This is a genomic window from Mycobacterium sp. IDUB_39 (genome assembly GCF_055419205.1).
On sequence record NZ_JBVAXF010000001.1, the window covers coordinates 106,161 to 126,268 of the forward strand.

Annotated in this window: 21 protein-coding genes; 5 read left to right on the plus strand and 16 right to left on the minus strand. The window is 66.8% G+C overall.

Annotated elements, in window-relative coordinates:
• Nucleotides 1–25: 25 nt before the first annotated feature.
• Nucleotides 26–1,567: an IMP dehydrogenase gene (guaB, locus tag ACZY0X_RS00505; RefSeq protein ID WP_463767668.1), complete on the minus strand. Its 1,542-nt coding sequence runs from the start codon at nucleotides 1,565–1,567 to the stop codon at nucleotides 26–28.
• Between the two features lie 182 nt (nucleotides 1,568–1,749).
• On the opposite strand from guaB, the gene ACZY0X_RS00510 reads away from it, so the two are divergent.
• Nucleotides 1,750–2,157, plus strand: a complete 408-nt coding sequence (locus ACZY0X_RS00510; protein WP_163918866.1) for a DUF5319 domain-containing protein — start codon at nucleotides 1,750–1,752, stop codon at nucleotides 2,155–2,157.
• Nucleotides 2,158–2,174: 17 nt separating this feature from the next.
• On the opposite strand, the gene ACZY0X_RS00515 is transcribed toward ACZY0X_RS00510, so the two are convergent.
• From ACZY0X_RS00515 to ACZY0X_RS00525, 3 genes are all read right to left on the minus strand, one after another.
• Nucleotides 2,175–3,434 carry an anti-sigma-D factor RsdA gene (locus ACZY0X_RS00515; RefSeq protein ID WP_463767669.1) on the minus strand — a complete coding sequence of 420 codons (1,260 nt, stop codon included), beginning with the start codon at nucleotides 3,432–3,434 and terminating at the stop codon, nucleotides 2,175–2,177.
• A complete protein-coding gene (locus ACZY0X_RS00520; protein WP_241400680.1) occupies nucleotides 3,427–4,005 on the minus strand; it encodes a sigma-70 family RNA polymerase sigma factor in 579 nt (192 codons plus the stop codon). Before ACZY0X_RS00520 ends, ACZY0X_RS00515 begins: the two co-directional genes overlap by 8 nt.
• An 84-nt stretch (nucleotides 4,006–4,089) precedes the next feature.
• A complete protein-coding gene (locus ACZY0X_RS00525) occupies nucleotides 4,090–4,905 on the minus strand; it encodes a hypothetical protein (RefSeq protein WP_463767670.1) in 816 nt (271 codons plus the stop codon).
• Between the two features lie 442 nt (nucleotides 4,906–5,347).
• On the opposite strand from ACZY0X_RS00525, the gene ACZY0X_RS00530 reads away from it, so the two are divergent.
• The 3 genes from ACZY0X_RS00530 to ACZY0X_RS00540 all read left to right on the plus strand — a co-directional run bounded on the left by ACZY0X_RS00530 (nucleotide 5,348) and on the right by ACZY0X_RS00540 (nucleotide 8,083).
• On the plus strand, nucleotides 5,348–5,638 hold the full coding sequence (locus ACZY0X_RS00530; RefSeq protein ID WP_241400682.1) for a WhiB family transcriptional regulator: 291 nt from the start codon (nucleotides 5,348–5,350) through the stop codon (nucleotides 5,636–5,638).
• 151 nt (nucleotides 5,639–5,789) lie between these two features.
• A complete protein-coding gene (locus ACZY0X_RS00535; RefSeq protein WP_463767671.1) occupies nucleotides 5,790–6,251 on the plus strand; it encodes an OsmC family protein in 462 nt (153 codons plus the stop codon).
• A gap of 152 nt (nucleotides 6,252–6,403) precedes the next feature.
• A complete protein-coding gene (locus ACZY0X_RS00540) occupies nucleotides 6,404–8,083 on the plus strand; it encodes a hypothetical protein (RefSeq protein ID WP_463767672.1) in 1,680 nt (559 codons plus the stop codon).
• A gap of 10 nt (nucleotides 8,084–8,093) precedes the next feature.
• Here the strand turns inward: ACZY0X_RS00540 and ACZY0X_RS00545 are convergent, their stop codons facing one another.
• From ACZY0X_RS00545 to groES, 5 genes are all read right to left on the minus strand, one after another.
• Nucleotides 8,094–9,596 (minus strand): adenylate/guanylate cyclase domain-containing protein, encoded by a 1,503-nt coding sequence (locus ACZY0X_RS00545; protein ID WP_463767673.1) that lies wholly within the window; start codon nucleotides 9,594–9,596, stop codon nucleotides 8,094–8,096.
• Nucleotides 9,597–9,660: 64 nt separating this feature from the next.
• Entirely contained in the window at nucleotides 9,661–10,458 is a 798-nt protein-coding gene (locus ACZY0X_RS00550; RefSeq protein WP_463767674.1) for an enoyl-CoA hydratase, read from the minus strand.
• Nucleotides 10,459–10,563: 105 nt separating this feature from the next.
• The gene (locus tag ACZY0X_RS00555; RefSeq protein WP_463767675.1) at nucleotides 10,564–10,812 is read right to left on the minus strand and encodes a hypothetical protein; all 249 of its coding nucleotides are present in this window, start codon (nucleotides 10,810–10,812) and stop codon (nucleotides 10,564–10,566) included.
• A gap of 237 nt (nucleotides 10,813–11,049) precedes the next feature.
• Nucleotides 11,050–12,672, minus strand: a complete 1,623-nt coding sequence (groL, locus tag ACZY0X_RS00560) for a chaperonin GroEL (RefSeq protein WP_463767676.1) — start codon at nucleotides 12,670–12,672, stop codon at nucleotides 11,050–11,052.
• A 93-nt stretch (nucleotides 12,673–12,765) separates the two neighbouring features.
• On the minus strand, nucleotides 12,766–13,068 hold the full coding sequence (gene groES / locus ACZY0X_RS00565) for a co-chaperone GroES (protein WP_003887755.1): 303 nt from the start codon (nucleotides 13,066–13,068) through the stop codon (nucleotides 12,766–12,768).
• Nucleotides 13,069–13,313: 245 nt separating this feature from the next.
• Between groES and ACZY0X_RS00570 the strand changes: the two genes are divergently transcribed.
• Nucleotides 13,314–14,792 carry an HNH endonuclease signature motif containing protein gene (locus ACZY0X_RS00570; RefSeq protein ID WP_463767677.1) on the plus strand — a complete coding sequence of 493 codons (1,479 nt, stop codon included), beginning with the start codon at nucleotides 13,314–13,316 and terminating at the stop codon, nucleotides 14,790–14,792.
• 5 nt (nucleotides 14,793–14,797) lie between these two features.
• Here the strand turns inward: ACZY0X_RS00570 and ACZY0X_RS00575 are convergent, their stop codons facing one another.
• The 7 genes from ACZY0X_RS00575 to alr are packed head-to-tail and all read right to left on the minus strand — an operon-like array spanning nucleotide 14,798 to nucleotide 20,106.
• Entirely contained in the window at nucleotides 14,798–15,244 is a 447-nt protein-coding gene (locus tag ACZY0X_RS00575; RefSeq protein WP_241400689.1) for a nuclear transport factor 2 family protein, read from the minus strand.
• The gene (tsaD, locus tag ACZY0X_RS00580) at nucleotides 15,241–16,263 is read right to left on the minus strand and encodes a tRNA (adenosine(37)-N6)-threonylcarbamoyltransferase complex transferase subunit TsaD (RefSeq protein WP_241400690.1); all 1,023 of its coding nucleotides are present in this window, start codon (nucleotides 16,261–16,263) and stop codon (nucleotides 15,241–15,243) included. Before tsaD ends, ACZY0X_RS00575 begins: the two co-directional genes overlap by 4 nt.
• On the minus strand, nucleotides 16,260–16,727 hold the full coding sequence (rimI, locus tag ACZY0X_RS00585) for a ribosomal protein S18-alanine N-acetyltransferase (protein ID WP_463767678.1): 468 nt from the start codon (nucleotides 16,725–16,727) through the stop codon (nucleotides 16,260–16,262). The genes tsaD and rimI overlap by 4 nt, the downstream gene beginning before the upstream one ends.
• A complete protein-coding gene (tsaB, locus tag ACZY0X_RS00590) occupies nucleotides 16,724–17,350 on the minus strand; it encodes a tRNA (adenosine(37)-N6)-threonylcarbamoyltransferase complex dimerization subunit type 1 TsaB (RefSeq protein ID WP_463767680.1) in 627 nt (208 codons plus the stop codon). The genes rimI and tsaB overlap by 4 nt, the downstream gene beginning before the upstream one ends.
• The gene (gene tsaE / locus ACZY0X_RS00595) at nucleotides 17,347–17,826 is read right to left on the minus strand and encodes a tRNA (adenosine(37)-N6)-threonylcarbamoyltransferase complex ATPase subunit type 1 TsaE (protein WP_463767681.1); all 480 of its coding nucleotides are present in this window, start codon (nucleotides 17,824–17,826) and stop codon (nucleotides 17,347–17,349) included. The genes tsaB and tsaE overlap by 4 nt, the downstream gene beginning before the upstream one ends.
• A complete protein-coding gene (locus ACZY0X_RS00600; RefSeq protein WP_463767683.1) occupies nucleotides 17,819–18,940 on the minus strand; it encodes an alpha/beta fold hydrolase in 1,122 nt (373 codons plus the stop codon). The genes tsaE and ACZY0X_RS00600 overlap by 8 nt, the downstream gene beginning before the upstream one ends.
• On the minus strand, nucleotides 18,937–20,106 hold the full coding sequence (gene alr / locus ACZY0X_RS00605) for an alanine racemase (RefSeq protein ID WP_463767684.1): 1,170 nt from the start codon (nucleotides 20,104–20,106) through the stop codon (nucleotides 18,937–18,939). Before alr ends, ACZY0X_RS00600 begins: the two co-directional genes overlap by 4 nt.
• Between the last annotated feature and the right edge of the window lie 2 nt (nucleotides 20,107–20,108).

The following is a 20,108-nucleotide window of genomic DNA, read 5'->3' on the forward strand; positions in this document are numbered from 1 at the left end:
GCATGCTGACTAGATTCCCCCGGCCCTAACGGGCGTAGTAGTTGGGTGCTTCGACCGTCATCGTGATGTCGTGCGGATGACTCTCCTTGAGACCGGCCGCGGTGATCTGCACGAACTGCGCCTGCTGCAACTGCTCGATGGTGGCCGCGCCCGTGTAGCCCATGGCCGCGCGCAGACCACCCGTCAACTGGTGGATGACGGTGGACAGCGGACCGCGGAACGGAACCCTGCCCTCGATGCCCTCGGGGACCAGCTTGTCCTCGCTCAGCACGTCGTCCTGGAAGTAGCGGTCCTTTGAGTAGGACTTCTGGGTGCCCCGGGTCTGCATCGCGCCCAACGACCCCATGCCTCGGTAGCTCTTGAACTGCTTGCCATTGACGAAGATGAGGTCACCCGGGGACTCGGCGGTGCCGGCCAGCAATGAGCCCAGCATCGCGGTCGAGGCACCCGCAGCGAGTGCCTTCGCGATGTCACCCGAGTACTGCAGGCCACCGTCGGCGATCACCGGCACACCGTGCGGCGCGCATGCCGCCGTGGCCTCCAGGATCGCGGTGATCTGCGGTGCGCCGACCCCCGCGACGACGCGCGTGGTGCAGATCGAGCCGGGCCCGACGCCCACCTTCACCGCGTCTGCGCCTGCCTCGACCAACGCAGCGGCTGCGGCACGGGTGGCGATATTGCCGCCCACCACCTCCACGCGGTCGCCCACCGTGGACTTGACCCACGCGACCATGTCGAGCACGCCGCGGTTGTGCGCATGCGCGGTGTCCACGATCAGCACGTCGACGCCGGCGTCCGCCAGTGCCATCGCACGGTCGCGCGCATCGCCGCCGACTCCGACGGCCGCACCGACCAGTAGCCGGCCGTCGCTGTCCTTCGTGGCTAGCGGGAACTGCTCGGTCTTGACGAAGTCCTTGACGGTGATGAGGCCCGTCAGCTTTCCGTGGCCGTCGATGATCGGCAGCTTCTCGATCTTGTGCCGGCGCAACAGGCCGAGCGCGGCGTCAGCGGTGACACCCTCCTGCGCGGTGATCAGCGGCGCCTTGGTCATCACCTCGGCGACGGGCTTGCTCATATCGGCTTCGAAACGCATGTCGCGGTTGGTGATGATGCCGACGAGCGCCCCTGCCGGGTCCACCACGGGCAGACCGGAGATCCGGAACCGGGCACACATGGCGTCGACCTCGGCCAGTGTGTTCTCGGGCGAGCACGTCACGGGGTCGGTGACCATGCCCGCCTCGGAGCGCTTGACCGTCTCGACCTGGCCGGCCTGCTCGGCGACCGACACGTTGCGGTGCAGGACACCCATGCCGCCCGCCCGCGCCATCGCAATCGCCATCCGGGCCTCGGTGACGGTGTCCATCGCGGAACTCACCAGTGGGACGCGCAGCCGGATCTTGCGGGTCAGCTGGCTGGACGTGTCCACGTTCGCGGGAATCACGTCCGAGGCGGCGGGAAGCAGGAGCACGTCGTCGAACGTGAGCCCGAGCATCGCAATCTTGGTCGGGTCGTCGCCGCCGGTGGGCACCGGAACGGCGAGAGGAAAACTACGTTCAGCGATCGACATGGGTGAGGCCTCCCAAAGCGGGGCACATAGAGACGTTTAGGTGTCCATCTTATCGGCACGTACCCACGTGATCTGGTTCACGCCAGATCACGCTCAGCTGATCTTGGAATCCGACGCCAACACTCCCCCACGACGGAGTGGACGGCTGGCGCGATGGCCGCGCCGCTGCGTAGTGTGGAACCGTGCGTGATCACCTGCCGCCGGGTCTGCCGCCGGACCCGTTCGCCGACGACCCATGTGATCCGTCAGCTGCGCTCGATGCGATCGAGCCCGGCCAGCCCCTGGACCCGCAGGAACGCATCGCGGTCGAGGCCGATCTCGCCGACCTGGCGGTATACGAGGCTCTATTGGCCCACAAGGGCATTCGTGGCCTGGTGGTCTGCTGCGACGAGTGTCAGCAAGACCACTACCACGACTGGGACATGCTGCGTGCAAACCTGCTGCAGCTTCTGGTCGACGGTACGGTCCGCCCCCATGAGCCGGCCTACGATCCGGAGCCCGATGCCTACGTGACGTGGGACTACTGCCGCGGTTATGCGGATGCGTCGCTCAACGAGGCGACATCGTCGGACTCCGACGGCTATCGCTGACGGCGTAACCGCTCAGCTCATTCACCGCCACCCGGTGCCACGACTGTGGTCGTGACGGGTGCGTCGCTCTTCTCGACAGCGTCGGTCGACTCCTCGCGCACCGTCGACGGCGCCGCCGACGTCGTGACCGCCGTTTTGGGCGCACTGGCGGGCTGACTCGGCTCCGCGGCCGGGGCTTGGCTCACCGGGGGCGGCGCTTCGGCGACTGGAGCCGTTGGCACCGTCGTCGTGGCGGTCACGGTGGACGTCGCGGCCTTGGTGGCCGTTGTGGTCGGAGCCGTTGTGGTCGGAGCCGTCGTCGTCGGAGCTGTTGTCGTCGTCGGAGCCGTCGTGGTCGTCGGAGCCGTCGTGGTCGTCGTGCTGGGTGGCGAGGTCGTCGTCGAGGTCGGCACCGAACTGGTCGGTGTCGAACTCGGCGGTGTTGAACTCGGCGGTGTTGACGTCTCGGTCGGGCTCGTCGGCGGCGAGGTTGCCGGCAGCGAGGAATCCGACGGCGGCGTGAGCAGCACCTCGGGTCCGGGGGTATCAGTCGGTGACGACGGCAGCGACGTGTCCGACGGTGATACCGGGGCCGACGTCGGGACCGATGTCGTGTCGACGATGACCGGAACGGGCAGCAGCGTCAGCGGCGAGTCGGGAAGGACCGGCATGGGCTCCCCGACCGGTGGCAGCGTCGCCGCGGGGTTCTGCTCGACGACCTTGTAGGTCAGGGCGTTCCACTGCTCGATCAGGTCGTGCTTGCTCTCCACCTGCTCGACGCTCTGCACGGTGGTCGACAACGCGACCAGCTTGTCCTGGGCCTGCTCCCACTGGCCCTGCTCGACCAGTTGTTGGACCTGAGCCAGCTCGGTCTGCGCAGCGAGCACCACCTGGTCGTCACGGGTGGTCTTCTGGTCGCCGAAGAACATTGTCCGCACGCCATACAGACCGTCGCCGGGTGCCGCACCGTAGACGGCCGCACCGAACCCGCCGAGGCATAACACGGCCGCGGCGGCGGAACCGACGACGGCCAGATGCCCACGGCCAACACGTCGGGTGGAGGGCTGCCCCGCACGCAGGGCTTCGATGGCGTCCTGCTCGGTGATCGTTACGGAGGTCGGCGTCGCGCGGACACCATCGCGCCAGTCGGCGAACAGGAACGCCAGTTCTGCCTCTTCGCGATCGGTCGAGTAGGCCTGTCCGTTCGAGCTCAACGCCTCGATGAACTGGTCGACCCGGTTGATCTCGTTGAGCGACGGGTCTCCCCCGTTGGAGGACCAGCGACCGTAATCAGCCATGGTCGGGTCCCGTCGCTACGATTTCGGCCTTCAGCCGCGCCAGTGCGCGGTGCTGTGCCACACGGACGGCGCCCGCCGTACTACCGACCGCCTCGGCGGTCTCCTCGGCGCTCATTCCGACGACGACGCGCAGGATCACGATCTCGCGCTGCTTCTCGGGCAGGGTGGCTAGCAGCTTGTCCATCCGGGCGGCCGACTCGGAGTCGATCGCCATCTGCTCGGGCCCGGCATCTCTCGACGGCCGATCCGGCAGGGTGTCGGTTGCATCGCTCTTGTTACGCCCAGCAGCGCGGTGGGAGTCAGCAACCTTGTGTGCGGCGATGCCATAGACGAAGGCCAGGAACGGTCGTCCCTGATCCCTATAGCGCGGCAGCGCCGTGATGGCGGCCAAGCACACCTCCTGAGCCACGTCGTCAGCTGATACACCACTTCGTTCCGCGGTTCCGATCCTCGCCCGGCAATACCGGACGATGATCGGGCGGATGGTCTCCAGCACTATCCGGAGCGCGTCTCGATCGCCAGCCACCGCCTGAGCAACGACAGCATCGAGACCATCTCCCGAAATTGTCATCGTGCGCGATCTCTCCAGCGTTACGGATGGGGCGCAATCCCCATGCTCAGATAAAGACTAATGATCCCGTTGCAGCGGGCAGAATCAGCGGACCGTCCATGCGCCGCCCCTGCGACGTACCGTATCTGCGGACACGTCACGAATGGTGGCGATGTCCTCCGGCGTGTTCGTGGCGCTGCCGACATCGGCAAGCAAACACGCCAAGGCCCAGCTCAGCGGTACCAGACCCAGACGCTGCGCGAGACCGAGGGCCGCATCGGCGACACGGCTGGATGCGGATGTCTCGCCGCTGCAACACAGCGCGGCGGCCAACACGACCTCTGACTTCACGGCGTGTCGCATCGAACCGGTGCTTCCGGCCAGCGTGACGGCCCGCTCGGCATGGTCGACCGCCGCTCCCCCCTCACCGGTCACCATCGCCAGCTCGGCGGACACCCACGCCAACCGGACGGGAATGCGCGCCGCGAGGCCACACGCCGAGCCGCGCGCCAAGGTGTCGCGCGCCCTTCGGAGCAGTCGGGCCGACGCCGCGAACCGGCCAACGCCGAGCGCGTCGGCGGCCAGTCCGATGAGCGCATCGGCCTCCGCCTCGAGGTCACCGCCGGCCTGAGCCCACGCCCGGCCGTCCCACACCCTGGCTGCCTCGTGGCCGCCGAGCTGGCGCAGGAACGAAGCCCTGGTGCTGAGCGCAAGCGACGGCAGCGGCCCCGCCGCCGACGTCATGGACGGCCCCGCCGCCGTGGCCCGGCCCAACGTCTCGAGATCGGCCAGAGCGCTGGCGTAACGGCCCTGGCCACCCGCCGCGACCGCCCGGTGCCAGAGGTCGACGGCGGAGTGCGCGGTGGGCAACGGCCAGTGGCCCGGCACGGCCCCGAACGCAGCGTCGGACAACGTAGTCATCGAATCCGCACGCTATCAACACCGGCTAAACCAGGCCCCAAGAACCCGGTACCGGCGGATACACGCCGAGAAAGTGTTGCCAACTCAACATTGGTTAACTCTTGATGGACCAAATGTTAATTCGATGTCAACTGCCTACTGAGGGGCGACAACGCACCGCACGACACCGTTCGTCACCAACAGCGAAAACACGGCCGAACGTCTTGATCTTGAATTTCCGCAACCATGTTTGGGATTGCAGTCCAGTGGCAAAGATGAACGTGACGTAAATTCTCGAGCAGCGGATACACCCCTGAGCGCTTGCGCGGGCCCTTGACTGGATTTCGTGAGTCCTTCTACGTTGTGTGCACGAGTTGTCATCGGCGACATGTACTCGAAACGGTTTTACGACCTCGCGCATTCTCATAATTGCGAAAGAATCGCGTAGAGAGGGGATTTCCCAATGCCACAGCCACAGCAGCTGCCTGGACCCAACGCCGATATCTGGGATTGGCAAATGCAAGGGCTTTGCCGGGGCGTCGAGTCATCGGTGTTCTTCCACCCCGACGGGGAACGCGGTCGCGCCCGCGCGCAACGCGAGATGCGCGCCAAGGAGATGTGCCGCGCCTGCCCGGTGATCGCACAGTGCCGTTCGCACGCACTCGGTGTCGGTGAGCCATACGGAATCTGGGGCGGCCTCAGCGAGGCCGAGCGCGAGCTGTTGCTCAAGAGGGGAATTCGCCGCTCCGCCTGATCCACGACCAACGCAGAGAACCCCATCCCGGGCGACCGGGGTGGGGTTCTTCGTGTTCCATCGGTGAGTCAATGGCCCGCTCTCCAGCCCTCGAACGTGCGACCATCGGATTCGCCCGGGCTCGGGCGTTAGCTCCGCCGAGGAGAGGTGCATGACAGACGACCAGACTGGCGATCCCGCGGCGTCCTCCGAGGACACGGTCACCGTGACGGAGGCAGGTTCTGGGACCTACACACAGCAGATCACCCTCGGGCGCCACCGGCTCGTCGCCGACGAGCCACTTCCGGTCGGCGACGACGCGGGGCCAACACCCTACGATCTGCTGCTGGCCAGCCTCGGGTCATGTACGTCCATGACGGTACGGATGTACGCCAACGGGAAGGGCTGGCCGCTCGAGCGCGTTCGAGTCACACTGCGACACCAACGCATTCACGCCGAGGACTGTGCCGATTGCGAGACCAAGAAGGGATGGATCAACCAGATTGATCTCCACGTCGAATTGGTGGGCAATCTCGACGAGGCTCAACGGCAACGGCTACTGCAGATCGCGCAGCGTTGCCCGGTTCATCAGACCCTGACCTCAGAGGTTCGCATCACCACCACATCGCAGTGACCGCGACGTTGACGCCACTAGGTTGCACGAGCGTCAACGATGGGCTGGACTCAGTCGGGGCTAAGCGACCGAAATATGCTATACAGGGCTGTCTTTGCGTTCGCTGAGACACTGTTCTCAGCTTCCTTAGCTACGACAACAAAGGATCACGAATGGCAGCCCATTCGGCGTCGCATCGCACCCATCGCAAGAGTGGCAAGCATCGTGCCCCGTCGGAGCCAAGGATTGCTCGGTACGCCTGGCTGGGCGCAGGCGCCGTCACACTCGGCATCGGTGCGGCCATGGCTAACGGGGCTGGCGTCGCCGGCGCGGATACCGGGGCGGACGACGGATCGACATCAAGCGCGACACAGTCGACACCTGCTGCACAAACACCCAACGACGGTGGTTCGCAGCCGAACAAGGGTCCCGACACCAAGCCCGTGAGCACAGTCGGGTCGGGCCGTGATGACGCCGTCGACGATGAGGCTGTCGAGTCGAGTCCGGGCGGGTCGAGTGCAGGCGGGTCGACGAGCCCGTCGTCGTCAGCCGGCAACGCGCCGGTGACATCCGTCGCGGCAAGCGGCGGCAACGTGAAGACCGTGATCAAGCACGGCGAAAAGCTTGCGAACCTCCTTCGCGCGAACGCGAAGAAGCCCGACAAGCTCGACCCTGCCGAGGCCACCGCGGCCACCGAGGACGTGGCAGCCGAGGACGTCACGGCGGCCCCCTCGACGTCGCCGTCCACTGTCCCCGAGACACCGTCCAAGCCGCTCGCGCTGCTGACCGAGGTCGAGCCAGAACCGGTCATTGACCTTGTGGAGGAGCCGGCACCCAAGGCCGCCGCTGCACCGGTGCCGTGGAGCCTGAATCCGTTCCGGCCGATGCCGCCCGAGCCGGCCCCCAACGACATGCCGGGCCAGATCTGGGATGTCGAGAAGGCCATCATCAAGGCCTTCGACCCCGCGCCGTTCCTCAAGCCGTTCGTCCGTGAGGGCTTCGAAGCCGGGTTCCGGGTCAGTCAGATGATCCCGTTCGTCAACGCGGTGATCCCGGCCATCACCATCGTCAACCAGCTCCCGAACCTGGCCAGCGCTGACCCGACGGTTGTCCGGGCCGCCGCTCAGAGCATCGTCAACAACCTCATCGTGACCTTGCACCCGGTTTCGGTGCTGTACTACGCCTACGACGAGGTCGCCGACCTCATCAACCTCGAGTACGAGGCGCAGGTTCTCAAGGAGTGGTTCTACTCGACGACCTGGAACGTCCTCGATCCCTTTGCACTCCTGCACAACAGAGGCGACTCGGGCCTCCCCCTGTCGCCGTCGACCCCGACGTCGGCGCCATCCCAGAGTGCCCCGGAAGTCATTCTTGCCGCCGCGACCAGTGCCATCGCCGCAACCACCGACGACCCGGGGTCAGACCCGTTCCGCGCGAACGATCCCGATCCCACCTCGATGCCGAAGTCATTGCTTGAGGCCCGCAACATCATCATGTCCGCCCTCCCCAACGAGGTGGACCCGATTTTCCGCGAGGCCTTCGAGTTCGTCTACCGGACAAGCCAGATGGTGCCGTTCGTCAACGCCGTCGTCCCGATCACTCAGGTAATCCCGGCGATCATCCAGGCGATCGGTGGCGACAGGGCAGGCGCACAAATCGCCATCAATCAACTGCTCCTCACCACTGGGCCGCTATCGATCCTGTTCTACGGCTACGACCAGATCGCCGACCTGCTCAATGTCGAGGAAGCCGCTTTCGCCGCGAAGGAATTGCTGTACATCAGCCTGTGGGACGGCCTGGATCCGACGGGGCTGCTGCACAACGTGGGCGATTCCGGCTTGGTCCGCCGCTGAACTGGTCAGGTCACGCCGTTGGGTTGAGGCCATAGACCTGCACCGGGGCTGACTTACCTTTCAGGACATGGGATCCCCGCTCGGTCAGCCCGGGTGGCCGAGCCACGAGTGCGTCGACGCAGTGACCGGTGAGCAGGATCGCATCACCGGTGGCCTTCGTGAGCTGCTCGACGCGGGCGGCGACATTGACGGTGTCACCGATCAACGTGAACTCAAGCTTCCCGCCGCCACCGATGGTGCCCGCGATCACCACACCGGTGTTGATCCCGACACCGATCCGCAGCGCGCCGCCGAACCGCTCGCCCACCAGGCCTTGAATCAGTACCGCGGCGCGCACCGCCTCGTCGGCATGATTCGCGAGATCGTTGGGGGCGCCGAAGACGGCCAGCGCGCCGTCGCCGAGGAACTTGTTGACGTGCCCACCCCCGTCCACGACGGCGGGCACCACGATCTCGAACAGCGCGTTGAGCCGAGCCACGGCGTCCTCAGCCGTGTTCGCCTCCGCGAACGGCGTGAAGTCCCGGATGTCAACGAACATCACCGTCACCTGGCGCCGCTCCCCGGTGAACACGTCATCACCCTGCTCCAGTAGCCGCGCCGCCAAGCCCGGGTCGACGTAGGTGCCGAACGCGGCCTGAAGTCGTTGCCGCTCAGCCAAACCCGCCTGCATTCGGTTGAACGACGCCGCCAGCGCACCGAGGTCATCGTCCTGCACCACCGGTAGGCGTTGGCTGTAGTCACCGGCCGCCACACGCTCAGTCCCCTCGGCCAGATCGCGAATGGGTTGCAGGAGAGGCGAGTACGCGGCCCAAATCGATGGCCCGCTGACAACCACCAGCGCACCGCCGAGCACGACGGCGAGCACAGGACCACGCCTCGCCACATCGAACACGTCTCCCAGCAACGCGCCTAAGACGGTGAACGCGAACCCCACCGCGGGTATGGCCGCGATCGTCCACGCGGCGAACGTCGGGCGAGAGCGAGGCAGGGAATCACCTATTCCCACACCCGAAGTGAGAGCAGCCCTGATGGGCCGCAACGTTCCCTCGGTGAAGCTGTGCACCGTAATCAGCTGGCCAGCCGTCGCGGCGATGGCGCCCATGATCGCGTACTGAACGAGTCGCGACCCGCTGGCTCCGGCAATCATGCCGACACCAACGAACAGCGCCGCGGCCCAGACAAAGGTGGCGACCACCGCCCTCGCAATCACTCTCCGCCCATAGGCGTAAGTGGCGCGCAGCGCGCTCTCTCGATCGACGTCCTCGCCAGCGGCCCACCGCTCAACGAGGCGGGCCCCACCCCAACCGGGAAGCATCAGCACATACAGGTGCACGAGCACGGCGACCGCGGTCACCGCGGCCGCCTCGATGTAGCGATCAGACCTCTCGAAAGCGACGATGACCAGCGACCAACCGAGATAGATCGGCAGCGCCAGGGGGACCGTGATCGCCCAACACGCCCACGAATACCTGGCTCCGTACCGATCCCACACCCACTGCCAGATGCGATCCATGCCAATAGACGAAACACCCCCGGAGAAGGTGAAGTACGTGTTTCCCCGGTTCTCCGCGGGTTGTCTAAGGCGCTGACGCCGGTGTCGCAAACCAACTGGGCGGGCGCTTCTCAATGAAGGCCTGGACGCCCTCGAGCGCGCTCGGATCCATCATGTTGCAGGCCATGGTCGCGCCCGCGTCCTGATACGCGGATTCGATTCCGACCTCGATCTGGCGATAGAACACGGCCTTCCCCACCGCGACGGCGACGGCCGGCTTGGCAACAATGCGTGCTACCAGCTCCTCAACCGCGTCGTCCAGCGCGTCGGCCGCAACCACCCGGTTGACCAGGCCCAACACGCGCGCCTCCTCGGCAGAGACGAATTCGCCGGTAACGAGCATCTCGAAGGCCGCTTTACGCGGCACATTGCGGGACAGCGCCACGCCCGGGGTCGCGCAGAAGAGCCCGACGTTGATACCGCTGACCGCGAAGCGTGCGTCATCGCTCGCCACCGCGAGGTCACACATCGCGACGAGCTGGCAGCCCGCAGCAGTCGCGAGCCCATGAACACGAGCGATCACCGGGACCGGCACGCGCTGGATCGCGAGCATCACGGCTGTGCACTGTGCGAACAAGCTCTGGTAGTACTCGAGAGAAGGCTCGGACCGCATTTCCTTCAGGTCGTGGCCAGCGCAGAAGGCCTTGCCGGTTGCCCCGAGCACGACGGCGCGGACCCCGTCATCATCGCGAAGCGCGTCGACGGCGTCACTGAGCGCCGCGAGCATCGCCTCGGACAGTGCGTTGAATGTCTTGGGACGGTTCAGTGTCAGCGTCACGACGCCGCGATCATCTCGATGTTGCAGCAACAGCGGTTCGTCCATCGCGTTGACCTCTTTCGATTGCCGCGGCGTTGATGACCGCGCTGTCACTTGCATTCACTGCAGCCGAGAGGTTCGGAGACCAGAGCCCCGCGTCCTAGCTTTAAACTAGGCCACCTGACCCGCCAACTCACGCGCATAGTCGACTTCATCGTTGATATCGAGAACTGTGTGAGGGTTCGTCACCGGAATCATCGTCGAGTAACGGAACCCGTTGCCCTCGACCATGACCTCAACAAACCCGACCTGCCGCACGTCCTTCATGAGCAGGAAAAGCAAGCCCAGCAGGCAGACCAGGGAAGACAGGATCGCGAGAATTATCGTGCCGGTCGAGAGGCGCTCTTCGGAGGTGGACATGTCCGTGACCGTCCACACGGTGCCACGGAGCGGAAATTGGCCCGTTGGTGTCGATATCCAATACTCCGAAACAGCAATGTCGCCGATCGTCGCCAACCACTCGTCAGGACTACCGGCGTCTACGAAAGGCTCCCCCATAGTGGCGATTTAAGCACGCAGACAACAGACACAAGGGGCCTTCCGAAACGAAAACACCCCCGGCCCAACAGGACCGGGGGTGTGTTCGTGAATCAGTGCCTAGTGAGCGTGGCCGTGGTGACCGTGCCCGTGATCATCGTCTGCCTCGACCGGCTTCTCGACGATCGCAGTCTCGGTGGAGAGCACCATGCGAGCGACCGATGCCGCGTTGACCACCGCGGAGCGGGTGACCTTCACCGGGTCGACGATGCCGTCGGCAACCAGATCGCCGTAGGACAGGGTCGCGGCGTTGAAGCCGTGCCCGGCGGGCAGTTCGCGAACCTTGTTCACCACGACGGCCCCATCGAGGCCGGCGTTGGTGGCGATCCAGTACAACGGGGACGACAGCGCTGCGGCGAAGACGTCCACACCGATCGCCTCGTCACCACTGAGCGACTCGCGCAGCTTGTCCAGCACCGCGCCGGCCTGAACCAGCGCCGCGCCACCACCGGTGACGATGCCCTCCTCGACGGCTGCCTTGGCCGCGGCGACCGCGTCCTCGACAGCCTCCTTGCGCTTCTTCAGGTCGGTCTCGGTGGCCGCGCCGACCTTGATAACCGCGATGCCGCCGGCCAGCTTGGCCAGCCGCTCCTCGAGCTTCTCGCGATCCCAGTCGGAGTCGGTCGACTCGATCTCGGCCCGCAGCTGTGAAGCGCGCGCCTGCACGGCATCGGCAGAGCCGCCACCGTCGACGATCACGGTGCTGTCCTTGTTGACCACGACGCGGCGCGCGCTGCCGAGCACATCCAGCCCAGCCTCGCGAAGCAGCAGCCCCACATCGGGGTTGACGACCTGGCCGCCGGTGACGACCGCGAGGTCGTCGAGGAACGCCTTGCGGCGGTCACCGAAGAACGGTGCCTTGACCGCCACGGCCTTCAGAGTCTTGCGGATCGCGTTGACCACCAGGGTGGACAGCGCCTCACCGTCGACGTCCTCGGCGATGATCAGCAGCGGCTTACCGGATTCGGCGACCTTCTCCAGCAGCGGGAGCAGATCGGGCAGCGAGCTGATCTTGTCGCGGTGCAGCAGCACCAGCGCATCCTCGAGGACGGCTTCCTGCGAGTCGAAGTCGGTGACGAAGTACGCCGACAGGAAACCCTTGTCGAAGCCGACGCCCTCGGTGACCTCGAGTTCGGTCGACATCGTCGACGATTCCTCGATGGTGACGACGCCGTCATGGCCGACGACGGTCATCGCCTCACCGACCAGTTCGCCGATCTCCGCGTCGCGCGAGGAGACGGTGGCGACCTGCGCGATGGACTTCTTGTCGTTGACCGGGGTGGCCGCGGCGAGTAGCGCCTCGGACACAGCGTCGGCAGCCTTGCTGATACCCGAGCCAACCGCGATGGGGTTGGCGCCTGCCGCGACGTTGCGCAGCCCGGCCTTGATGATGGCCTGGGCCAGGACAGTGGCGGTCGTGGTGCCGTCGCCGGCGACGTCGTTGGTCTTGGTGGCGACCGACTTGACCAGCTGGGCACCCATGTTCTCGAACGGGTCCTCCAGGTCGATCTCACGCGCGATCGTGACACCGTCATTGGTCACCACGGGGCCACCGAAGGCCTTGGCGAGCACGACGTGCCGGCCGCGGGGACCGAGCGTCACGCGTACTGCGCCGGCGAGCTTGTCGACGCCCGCCTCCAACGCCCGTCGCGCAGTCTCGTTGAACTCAATCTGCTTGCTCATGAATGTACTTTCTGACTACGTAGGAGAGATACAACGCATGCCGCCCCGGAAATCACACGTTTCGACGGTGATCTCCGGGGCGGACACGAACGCTTACTTGTTGACGACTGCCAGCACGTCGCGCGCGGAGAGGATCAAGTACTCCTCGCCGTTGTACTTGATCTCGGTGCCGCCGTACTTGCTGTAGATGACGGTGTCGCCCTCAGCGACGTCCAGGGGGATGCGCTTTTCGCCATCCTCGTCCCAGCGGCCGGGGCCAACTGCGACGACGGTGCCTTCCTGCGGCTTCTCCTTGGCCGTGTCGGGGATGACCAGACCGGATGCGGTGGTCGTCTCGGCCTCGTTGGCCTGTACGAGGATCTTGTCCTCGAGTGGCTTGATGTTGACGCTCGCCACGATGGAGCCCTCCACTAGTTCAGGTGTTAGGTCCGGACACCCCGGACCTGTCGATTACCAGGTGTTCGGCACGCGTCCGTGCCCGTTGCGCCGTCGTCGCGGGTGCCGGCACAGGGGGTTGGTCGCCTGCCACCTAGCACTCTATACACGCGAGTGCTAGCACTCAAGGTTGGGGTTCTGCCTAATTCTGACGGACCCTCGAATCGACCGTCAACGTGTCGGGGGGCAGAACTATAATCGAACGCGTGTTCGACATCCTGCCGCCTGAGCCCGCTGAGATGGGCAGACTCGATGATGCCGCGTTGATCGCGGCCGTTGAGGGCTGGGCGCGCAGCGCAGCAGCGGCCGACGCACGCAAGTACGCCGCCATCGCCGAACTCGAGCGCCGTCGCAATACTGCCGAACACCCCGACTGGGCATGCGACGACTGGGACGCCGCCGCCGCGGAAGTCGCCGCCGCACTGAACATCGGCCACCGCCGCGCGAGCGGCGAGATGGACGTCGCGGTCATGCTGCGTGACAGGTTCCCGAAGGTCGGAGCGATGTTCCTGTCAGGTGCGGTGGACGCCCGTCGGATGGCAGTCATCGCGGATCGCACCTACCTCGTTCAGGATTCGACCGCGCTGACCGAACTGGACGCCGCGATCGCCGAACGCATCACCGACTGGGGACCACTGTCCGAGTACAAACTCACGCAGGCCATCGATGTGTGGGTCGACTCGGTCGATCCTGGCGCGCTGCGACGCACGCGCAGTAGCGCTCGATCGCGCGACTTCAAGGTGTCCGACCCCGACGAGAAGACCGGCACCTCCGCCGTCTGGGGTCGGCTGTTAGCCACGGATGCCGCACTGCTGAATCAGCGCCTGGCGGCGATGGCCCGCGATGTGTGCGAGGACGACCCACGCACAACGGCGCAGCGCCGCGCCGACGCCATTGGTGCGCTCGCGGCGGGTTCGCAACACCTTCGCTGTATGTGCGACAACCCGCAGTGCCCCGCCGCCGCCGATGACGGTCGTGCCAGCTGTGTCATCGTTCACGTGATTGCCGAGGAGGCGGCCACGACCGGCTCTCCCGACCCGCACCTGCACGGTGAGGGTCTGGTCGGCGACGACAGTGCGGAAGGCACCGAGCGCACGAAGGCGGCGTTGATCGCGGGCGGCGGTGCGGTGCCCGCGCCGCTGCTGGCCGACCTGATCGCGCACGGCGCAAGGGTGCGACCCGTCGTGGCACCCGACACCGCACCTGAGCCTCGGTATCGGCCCAGCGCCGCACTCGACGAATTCATCCGGGTACGGGACATGACGTGCCGCTTCCCTGGCTGTGACCGTCCCGCAATGACCGGCGACATCGACCACACCGTGCCCTATCCGGCGGGGCCCACGCACGCCGGTGGCTTGAAGTGCTACTGCCGAAAGCATCACTTGCTCAAGACTTTCTGGCCCGGATGGTCCGATCGTCAACTGGCCGACGGCACCGTGGTCGTGACCACTCCCACCGGGTGCGCCTACGCCACGAAGCCCGGTGCCAGCCTGTTCTTCCCGGGGTGGGCCATCGCCACCCCGGCACCACCGCCTGCCACACCGGAAACGCCAAGTGCCTACCGCTCGGTGATGATGCCGACCCGAAAACGCGCCCGCATGAAGGCGCGCGCCGACCGCATCAAGGCGGAGCGCGCACTCAACGATGCCCATGTGGCGGAACGCAATAGGCCGCCGCCGTTCTGACGGTTCTAGCCGTACTGGCGCGGGTCGATCATCAGGTGCGCCGAGACGTCCCCCACCAACTCGACATCCACCTTGCGTTCGGTGAAGTACCAGCCGTCCTCGTCGCGGGCGAACGTGTCGGCATATCGTCCGACGACGATTGGCTGCAGCGGCACCGTCTCGGTGCCCTGAACGACACAGAACGTCGACCGAGACGTGGCGACGTCACCATCCACGTCGACGATCGGGTTCTGCACCAGGTGCCGCGTGCGCGGCGTATTGCCGTGGTCCGGGAAGCGGCGGGTGGTCGTCGCGAAGAGCTTGGCGATCGATGATGCGCCGCTCACACCCATGAAGTTGCCCCGGCCCAGCAGTTCACCAACGCCGTCGAAGTCACCCGCGTCGATCAGCTCGGCGTAGCGGTACAGCAGGTCGGTGACGGCAAATCGGGCCGCGAGTGCATCGAGGCTCACGCGACCTGACCCTTCAGCACCGGCAGCCCGGGGTCGCTGGCCACATCGAGTGGCGACGGCGACGCGCCGGCCGCGATGAGCTGGGCGGCAAAGGATGCGATCATCGCGCCATTGTCGGTGCACAGCCGCGGTCGCGGGATGCGTAACGTCAAACCCGCTGCGGCGCAGCGCTCCTCGGCAAGCTCACGCAGCCGTGAGTTGGCCGCGACCCCACCGGCGATCAGCAGCGTCGAGACCCCCAGCGTGGTGGCAGCCCGCACGGCCTTCATGGTGAGCACGTCGGCGACGGCCTCCTGGAAGCCGGCGGCCACGTCGGCCTGCGAGGCCTCCGGATGGCTTTCGACGTAGCGCGCCACCGCCGTCTTGAGACCGGAGAAGCTGAACACGTTCGGGGCGTCACGCGGGCCGGTCATGCCGCGCGGGAACACCACCGCATCGCGATCGCCGGTGCGTGCGAGTTCGTCGAGAACCCTGCCGCCGGGATAGCCGAGCCCCAGCAGGCGGGCCACCTTGTCGTAGGCCTCCCCCGCCGCGTCGTCGACGGTGCTGCCAAGTTCCTCGATCGGCTCCCCCAGCGACCGCACGTGCAGCAGGTGAGTGTGACCGCCCGATACGAGCAGTCCAACGCTCTCTGGCAATGGTCCGTGCTCGTAAACGTCAGCCGCGAGATGACCGCCGAGGTGATTCACGGCGTAGAACGGCACCTCCCAGGCGGCGGCGTAGGCCTTGGCCGCGGCGACACCAACCAGCAGCGCACCCGCGAGGCCGGGCCCGATGGTCGCGGCGACCACGTCGGGCCGCGAGACACCCGCGACGTCCAGCGCCCGACGCATGGTGGGGCCGAGCGCCTCCAGGTGCGCGCGTGACGCGATCTCGGGGACGACGCCGCCGAACCGCGCGTGCTCGTCGACGCTGGAGGCCACCTCGTCGGCCAGCAGTGTGACGGTGCCGTCGTCGGCGAGATCGCAGATACCGACACCGGTCTCATCGCACGAACTCTCGATCGCCAGGATGATCATCGCGCCACTTCCTCCTTGGCTGGCCTGCGCATCGTGTACGCGTCAGCCCCGCTGACACGGTAGTACCGCTTGCGGATGCCGACCCGGACGAAACCCGTGCTCTCATACAGCGCGATCGCCGCGTCGTTGTCGGTGCGGACCTCCAGGAACACGGCGTCATCCGCCGCGATGCCGAGCAGCTGGTCGAGCATGTGCCGCCCGATTCCGCGGCCCTGGAACGCACTGTCGACGCCGATGGTGTGAATCTCGAACTCGTACGGCGGTTTCCGGCCCAACCGGGTGATTCCGGCATAGCCGACCAGGACACCGTCGACCCGCGCCGCGACATAGTGGTTGTGCTGGGAGTCCAGTTCGCGCAGGAACGCCACGGCGGGCCACGGGTCGTCGCCGGGGAACAGTTGGGCCTCGAGTTCGGCGCACCGGTCGGCGTCGCGGACCGCCAGCGCGTCGTAGACGACGGTCATCGCCGCCGCTCACCGGGTGGCGTGGCATCCGGGCGCCGCAGATACAACGGCACCAGCGGAGCGGGCGCGACCGACCAGTCCACGGCGCGAACCAGACCCGAGGCCGTCGGATACACCGGGACAAGCCTGGGCAGGTCGAAAAGCGCGGCGTGCTCGGGTGAGCCCGCCACCGCATCCGCATCGGCGGGGACATCGGCAGGCGCGGCCACCGCGGGGCCGTTGATCCTGACGCCGTCGCGGTAGCGCGCCCAGTAGACCTCGCGACGTCGGGCGTCGGTGACTACGAGGGCCTCACCTGTGGTATCCACTCCGATGGCGTCGAGGCTGCACACGCCGTACACGGGGATGTCGAGGGCATGGCCGTAGGCAGCCGCCGTCGCCATGCCGACCCGCAGCCCGGTGAAGGGTCCGGGGCCGCATCCGACCACGACCGCGGTCAGGTCCGCCATCGTGACTCCCGCATCAGCCAAGGAGGCCAACACATTCGGTGTGATCCGCTCGGCATGTGCGCGGGGGTCGAGCGTCACGTGCTCGGCGAGCACCTCCACGGAGTCCGCACGCCGGATCACCCCCGCGGTGACCGCGGGTGTGGCGGTGTCGATGGCCAGGACCAGACTCGTCACGGCCGGCTCCACTGCCACATGACCGTGCGCACCTCGGTGTCGCTGGCACGCTCGAGCCGGATGTCCAGGTGACGTTCCGAGAGTCGTTCGGCCAGACCCTCACCCCACTCCACAACCACGACGGCATCCTCGAGATCGGTGTCCAGGTCCAGCGAGTCCAGTTCGGCCAGCAGGTCCGCGCCAGCGGCGGAGTGCCCGGGGTCGAGCAGTCGATACACGTCCACGTGCACCATGGCTGGCCGCCCCTCCTGGCGCGCCGGGTGCACGCGAGCCAACACATAGGTCGGCGACGTGACCGGACCGTCGACATCCATCGCCTGAGCAATCCCCTTGGCCAGTACCGTCTTTCCCGCACCGAGCGGTCCGGACAGCACCACGACATCACCGGCCCGCAGGTCCGCACCCAGTCGCGCGCCCAGTGCGATGGTGTCCTCCGGGGAGGCCAGTTCCGCCGTTCCCGACGACACGTCAGCCATGGCTGCGCACTCGATCCCGCAGGCGCCGGGTGATGGCCACCAACTTGGACGGTGTGGCTCGCTCGACGAGTCGGACCAACGCGTCGTCCACGATCTCGGGCTGTTCGAGCTGAACGAGATGCCCTGCGCCCCCGATGATCACGAGTTCGGACTTGGGCAGCGCGATCGCCATCGCCTCGGAGTACTCCATCGGAGTCAGCAGGTCGCGCTCACCGCACACGATCAACGTCGGGATCTTGGCAAGCACCTTCAGCCCATCGCTCTCGTCGTGCACCTCGAGCGCGTGCAGGAAGCCGACCAGGGTGGCAATTGGCGTGTCGTGCATCATCCGTTCGGAGAACGCGACGACGCTCGGACTGATCTTCTCGTCACCGTACGACGCGGCACGCAGCACGGGTCCGATGAGCTTGCGCGCCGCACCGCGGCCGCGGTGCACGAACTTGGGCGCGTACCGCACGGCGAACCTCGCGGCCTCCAGCGCGGGATTGCGCAGGATCTCGCCCAGTGGTGACCGCGCGACACCTTCTGCGGCCGTGGAGATCAGCGCGGCACCGACAATCCGGGTCTTGTAGCGCTGGGGGAACTGCCTGGCGTGCGACAGCACTGTCATGCCGCCCATCGAGTGCCCGACCAGGACCACCGGTCCGCGCGGCGCCATCACCGCTAGGACCGCCTCCAGGTCCTGACCCAGCTGAGGAACCGTGAACGTGTCGGGAGACGCGTTCCCGGACTGGCCGTGCCCGCGTTGGTCGTAGAACACCATCCGAACCTGGTCACCCCATTGCTCGGTGAGCCGTGCTCGCTGAAAGTAGAAGGCCCCCATACGAAGACAGAAGCCGTGCGCGAACACGACCGTCAGCGGCGCACTCTCGGGTCCGACCTCGCGCACCGCAAGGGGAACGCCATCGGCAGTCGTGACGACATAGCTGCGGTCGGCGTCGAGGAGTTCAAAATCCTCAGCTTCGTACGGGTCGAAGTCGCTGAACCGACGGGTCAGTGAGCGCGCGACCGTGACACCCGCCGCACCGCCCACTGCGGAGAGTCCCGCCGCACCGGCCAGCCAGTGTCCCTTGCGCGTCCTCTCATTCGACGCCTCAGGTTCGTCGTCGCTCAACGGTTTCGACCGGCCCCGGTATAGACCCGTTGGACCCGCCACCGCGGGCTGGTGACCACCTCGTAGTTGATGGTGCCGAGCAGATCGGCCCAATCCTGTGCGGTCGGCTCACCATCGCGACCGGGTCCGAACAACACGGCGCGGTCACCCTCCACGACGTCGACGGGTCCTGGCCCCAGGTCAACGACGAACTGGTCCATGCAGATCCGCCCGACGTTGCGTCTGCGCCGACCATTGATCAGCACGTCGATACGTCCGCCCAGCGGCCGGAACACACCGTCGGCGTAACCGATCGGCAGCAGCGCCACGGTGGTGTCGCGGTCGGCGATCCAGGTGTGCCCGTAGGACACCCCGTCACCCGCCTTGATCTGGCGGACCATGGCCACCGCGCACGTCAGCGTCATCGCGGGGATCAACCCCATGTCCCCGCGCTCCGGGATGGGCGACTGCCCGTAGACCGCGATGCCGGGACGAACCAGGTCGAACGCCAAATCGGGCCGCGTCATGATGGCGGGCGAGTTCGCCAGGTGCGCGACCTCGAACGACACGCCCGCCGCACGCGCCTGCTCGCGCATCTCGGACAGCCGCTGAGCCTGGGTGCCGTTCATCGGGTTGTCCGGGTCGTCACCACAGGCCAGGTGCGACATGAGCCCCCGCACCCTGATGGCGTCTGCGGCGCGGGCCCGAGCCAGTTCGGGCAGCATCGTGGCGAACTCCGCCCGAGCCGCGCCGTTGCGGCTCAGGCCGGTGTCCACCTTGACCGTCACCGTCGCGGTACGGCCGGTGCGTTCGACGGCGTCGACCACGTCGGCGAGTTGGCGCCGCGACGACACCGCCACCTGCACATCGGCCTCCAGCGCGGGGCCGAAGTCGACCCCCGGCACGTGCAACCAGGCCAGCAGCGGCGCGCTCACGCCATCGCGTCGCACCGCGAGCGCCTCGTCGATGGTGGCGACGCCGAGTTCGGCGGCACCGGCCGCGAGCGCGGCACGGGCCACCTCGGCGGCACCGTGCCCATATCCATCCGCTTTCACCACCGCCATCACCTGGGCGGATCCGGCGCGTTCGCGCAGCACCGTGATGTTGTGCGCGATCGCGTCGAGGTCCACCACCGCAGTGGCGGCGGCATTGGCAGTTGTCGATGTCGTGAGCTCAGTCGTCTGCATGG

Coding starts and splice junctions, on each gene's coding strand:
- guaB (WP_463767668.1), bottom strand. CDS start 1,567: ATGTCGATCGCTGAACGTAGTTTTCCTCTCGCCGTTCCGGTGCCCACC.
- alr (WP_463767684.1), bottom strand. CDS start 20,106: ATGCAGACGACTGAGCTCACGACATCGACAACTGCCAATGCCGCCGCC.
- ACZY0X_RS00515 (WP_463767669.1), bottom strand. CDS start 3,434: ATGGCTGATTACGGTCGCTGGTCCTCCAACGGGGGAGACCCGTCGCTC.
- tsaD (WP_241400690.1), bottom strand. CDS start 16,263: ATGATCATCCTGGCGATCGAGAGTTCGTGCGATGAGACCGGTGTCGGT.
- ACZY0X_RS00545 (WP_463767673.1), bottom strand. CDS start 9,596: ATGGATCGCATCTGGCAGTGGGTGTGGGATCGGTACGGAGCCAGGTAT.
- ACZY0X_RS00540 (WP_463767672.1), top strand. CDS start 6,404: ATGGCAGCCCATTCGGCGTCGCATCGCACCCATCGCAAGAGTGGCAAG.
- tsaE (WP_463767681.1), bottom strand. CDS start 17,826: ATGGCTGACGTGTCGTCGGGAACGGCGGAACTGGCCTCCCCGGAGGAC.
- ACZY0X_RS00525 (WP_463767670.1), bottom strand. CDS start 4,905: ATGACTACGTTGTCCGACGCTGCGTTCGGGGCCGTGCCGGGCCACTGG.
- groL (WP_463767676.1), bottom strand. CDS start 12,672: ATGAGCAAGCAGATTGAGTTCAACGAGACTGCGCGACGGGCGTTGGAG.
- ACZY0X_RS00555 (WP_463767675.1), bottom strand. CDS start 10,812: ATGTCCACCTCCGAAGAGCGCCTCTCGACCGGCACGATAATTCTCGCG.
- ACZY0X_RS00520 (WP_241400680.1), bottom strand. CDS start 4,005: ATGACAATTTCGGGAGATGGTCTCGATGCTGTCGTTGCTCAGGCGGTG.
- ACZY0X_RS00550 (WP_463767674.1), bottom strand. CDS start 10,458: ATGGACGAACCGCTGTTGCTGCAACATCGAGATGATCGCGGCGTCGTG.
- ACZY0X_RS00530 (WP_241400682.1), top strand. CDS start 5,348: ATGCCACAGCCACAGCAGCTGCCTGGACCCAACGCCGATATCTGGGAT.
- ACZY0X_RS00535 (WP_463767671.1), top strand. CDS start 5,790: ATGACAGACGACCAGACTGGCGATCCCGCGGCGTCCTCCGAGGACACG.
- rimI (WP_463767678.1), bottom strand. CDS start 16,727: ATGACCGTCGTCTACGACGCGCTGGCGGTCCGCGACGCCGACCGGTGC.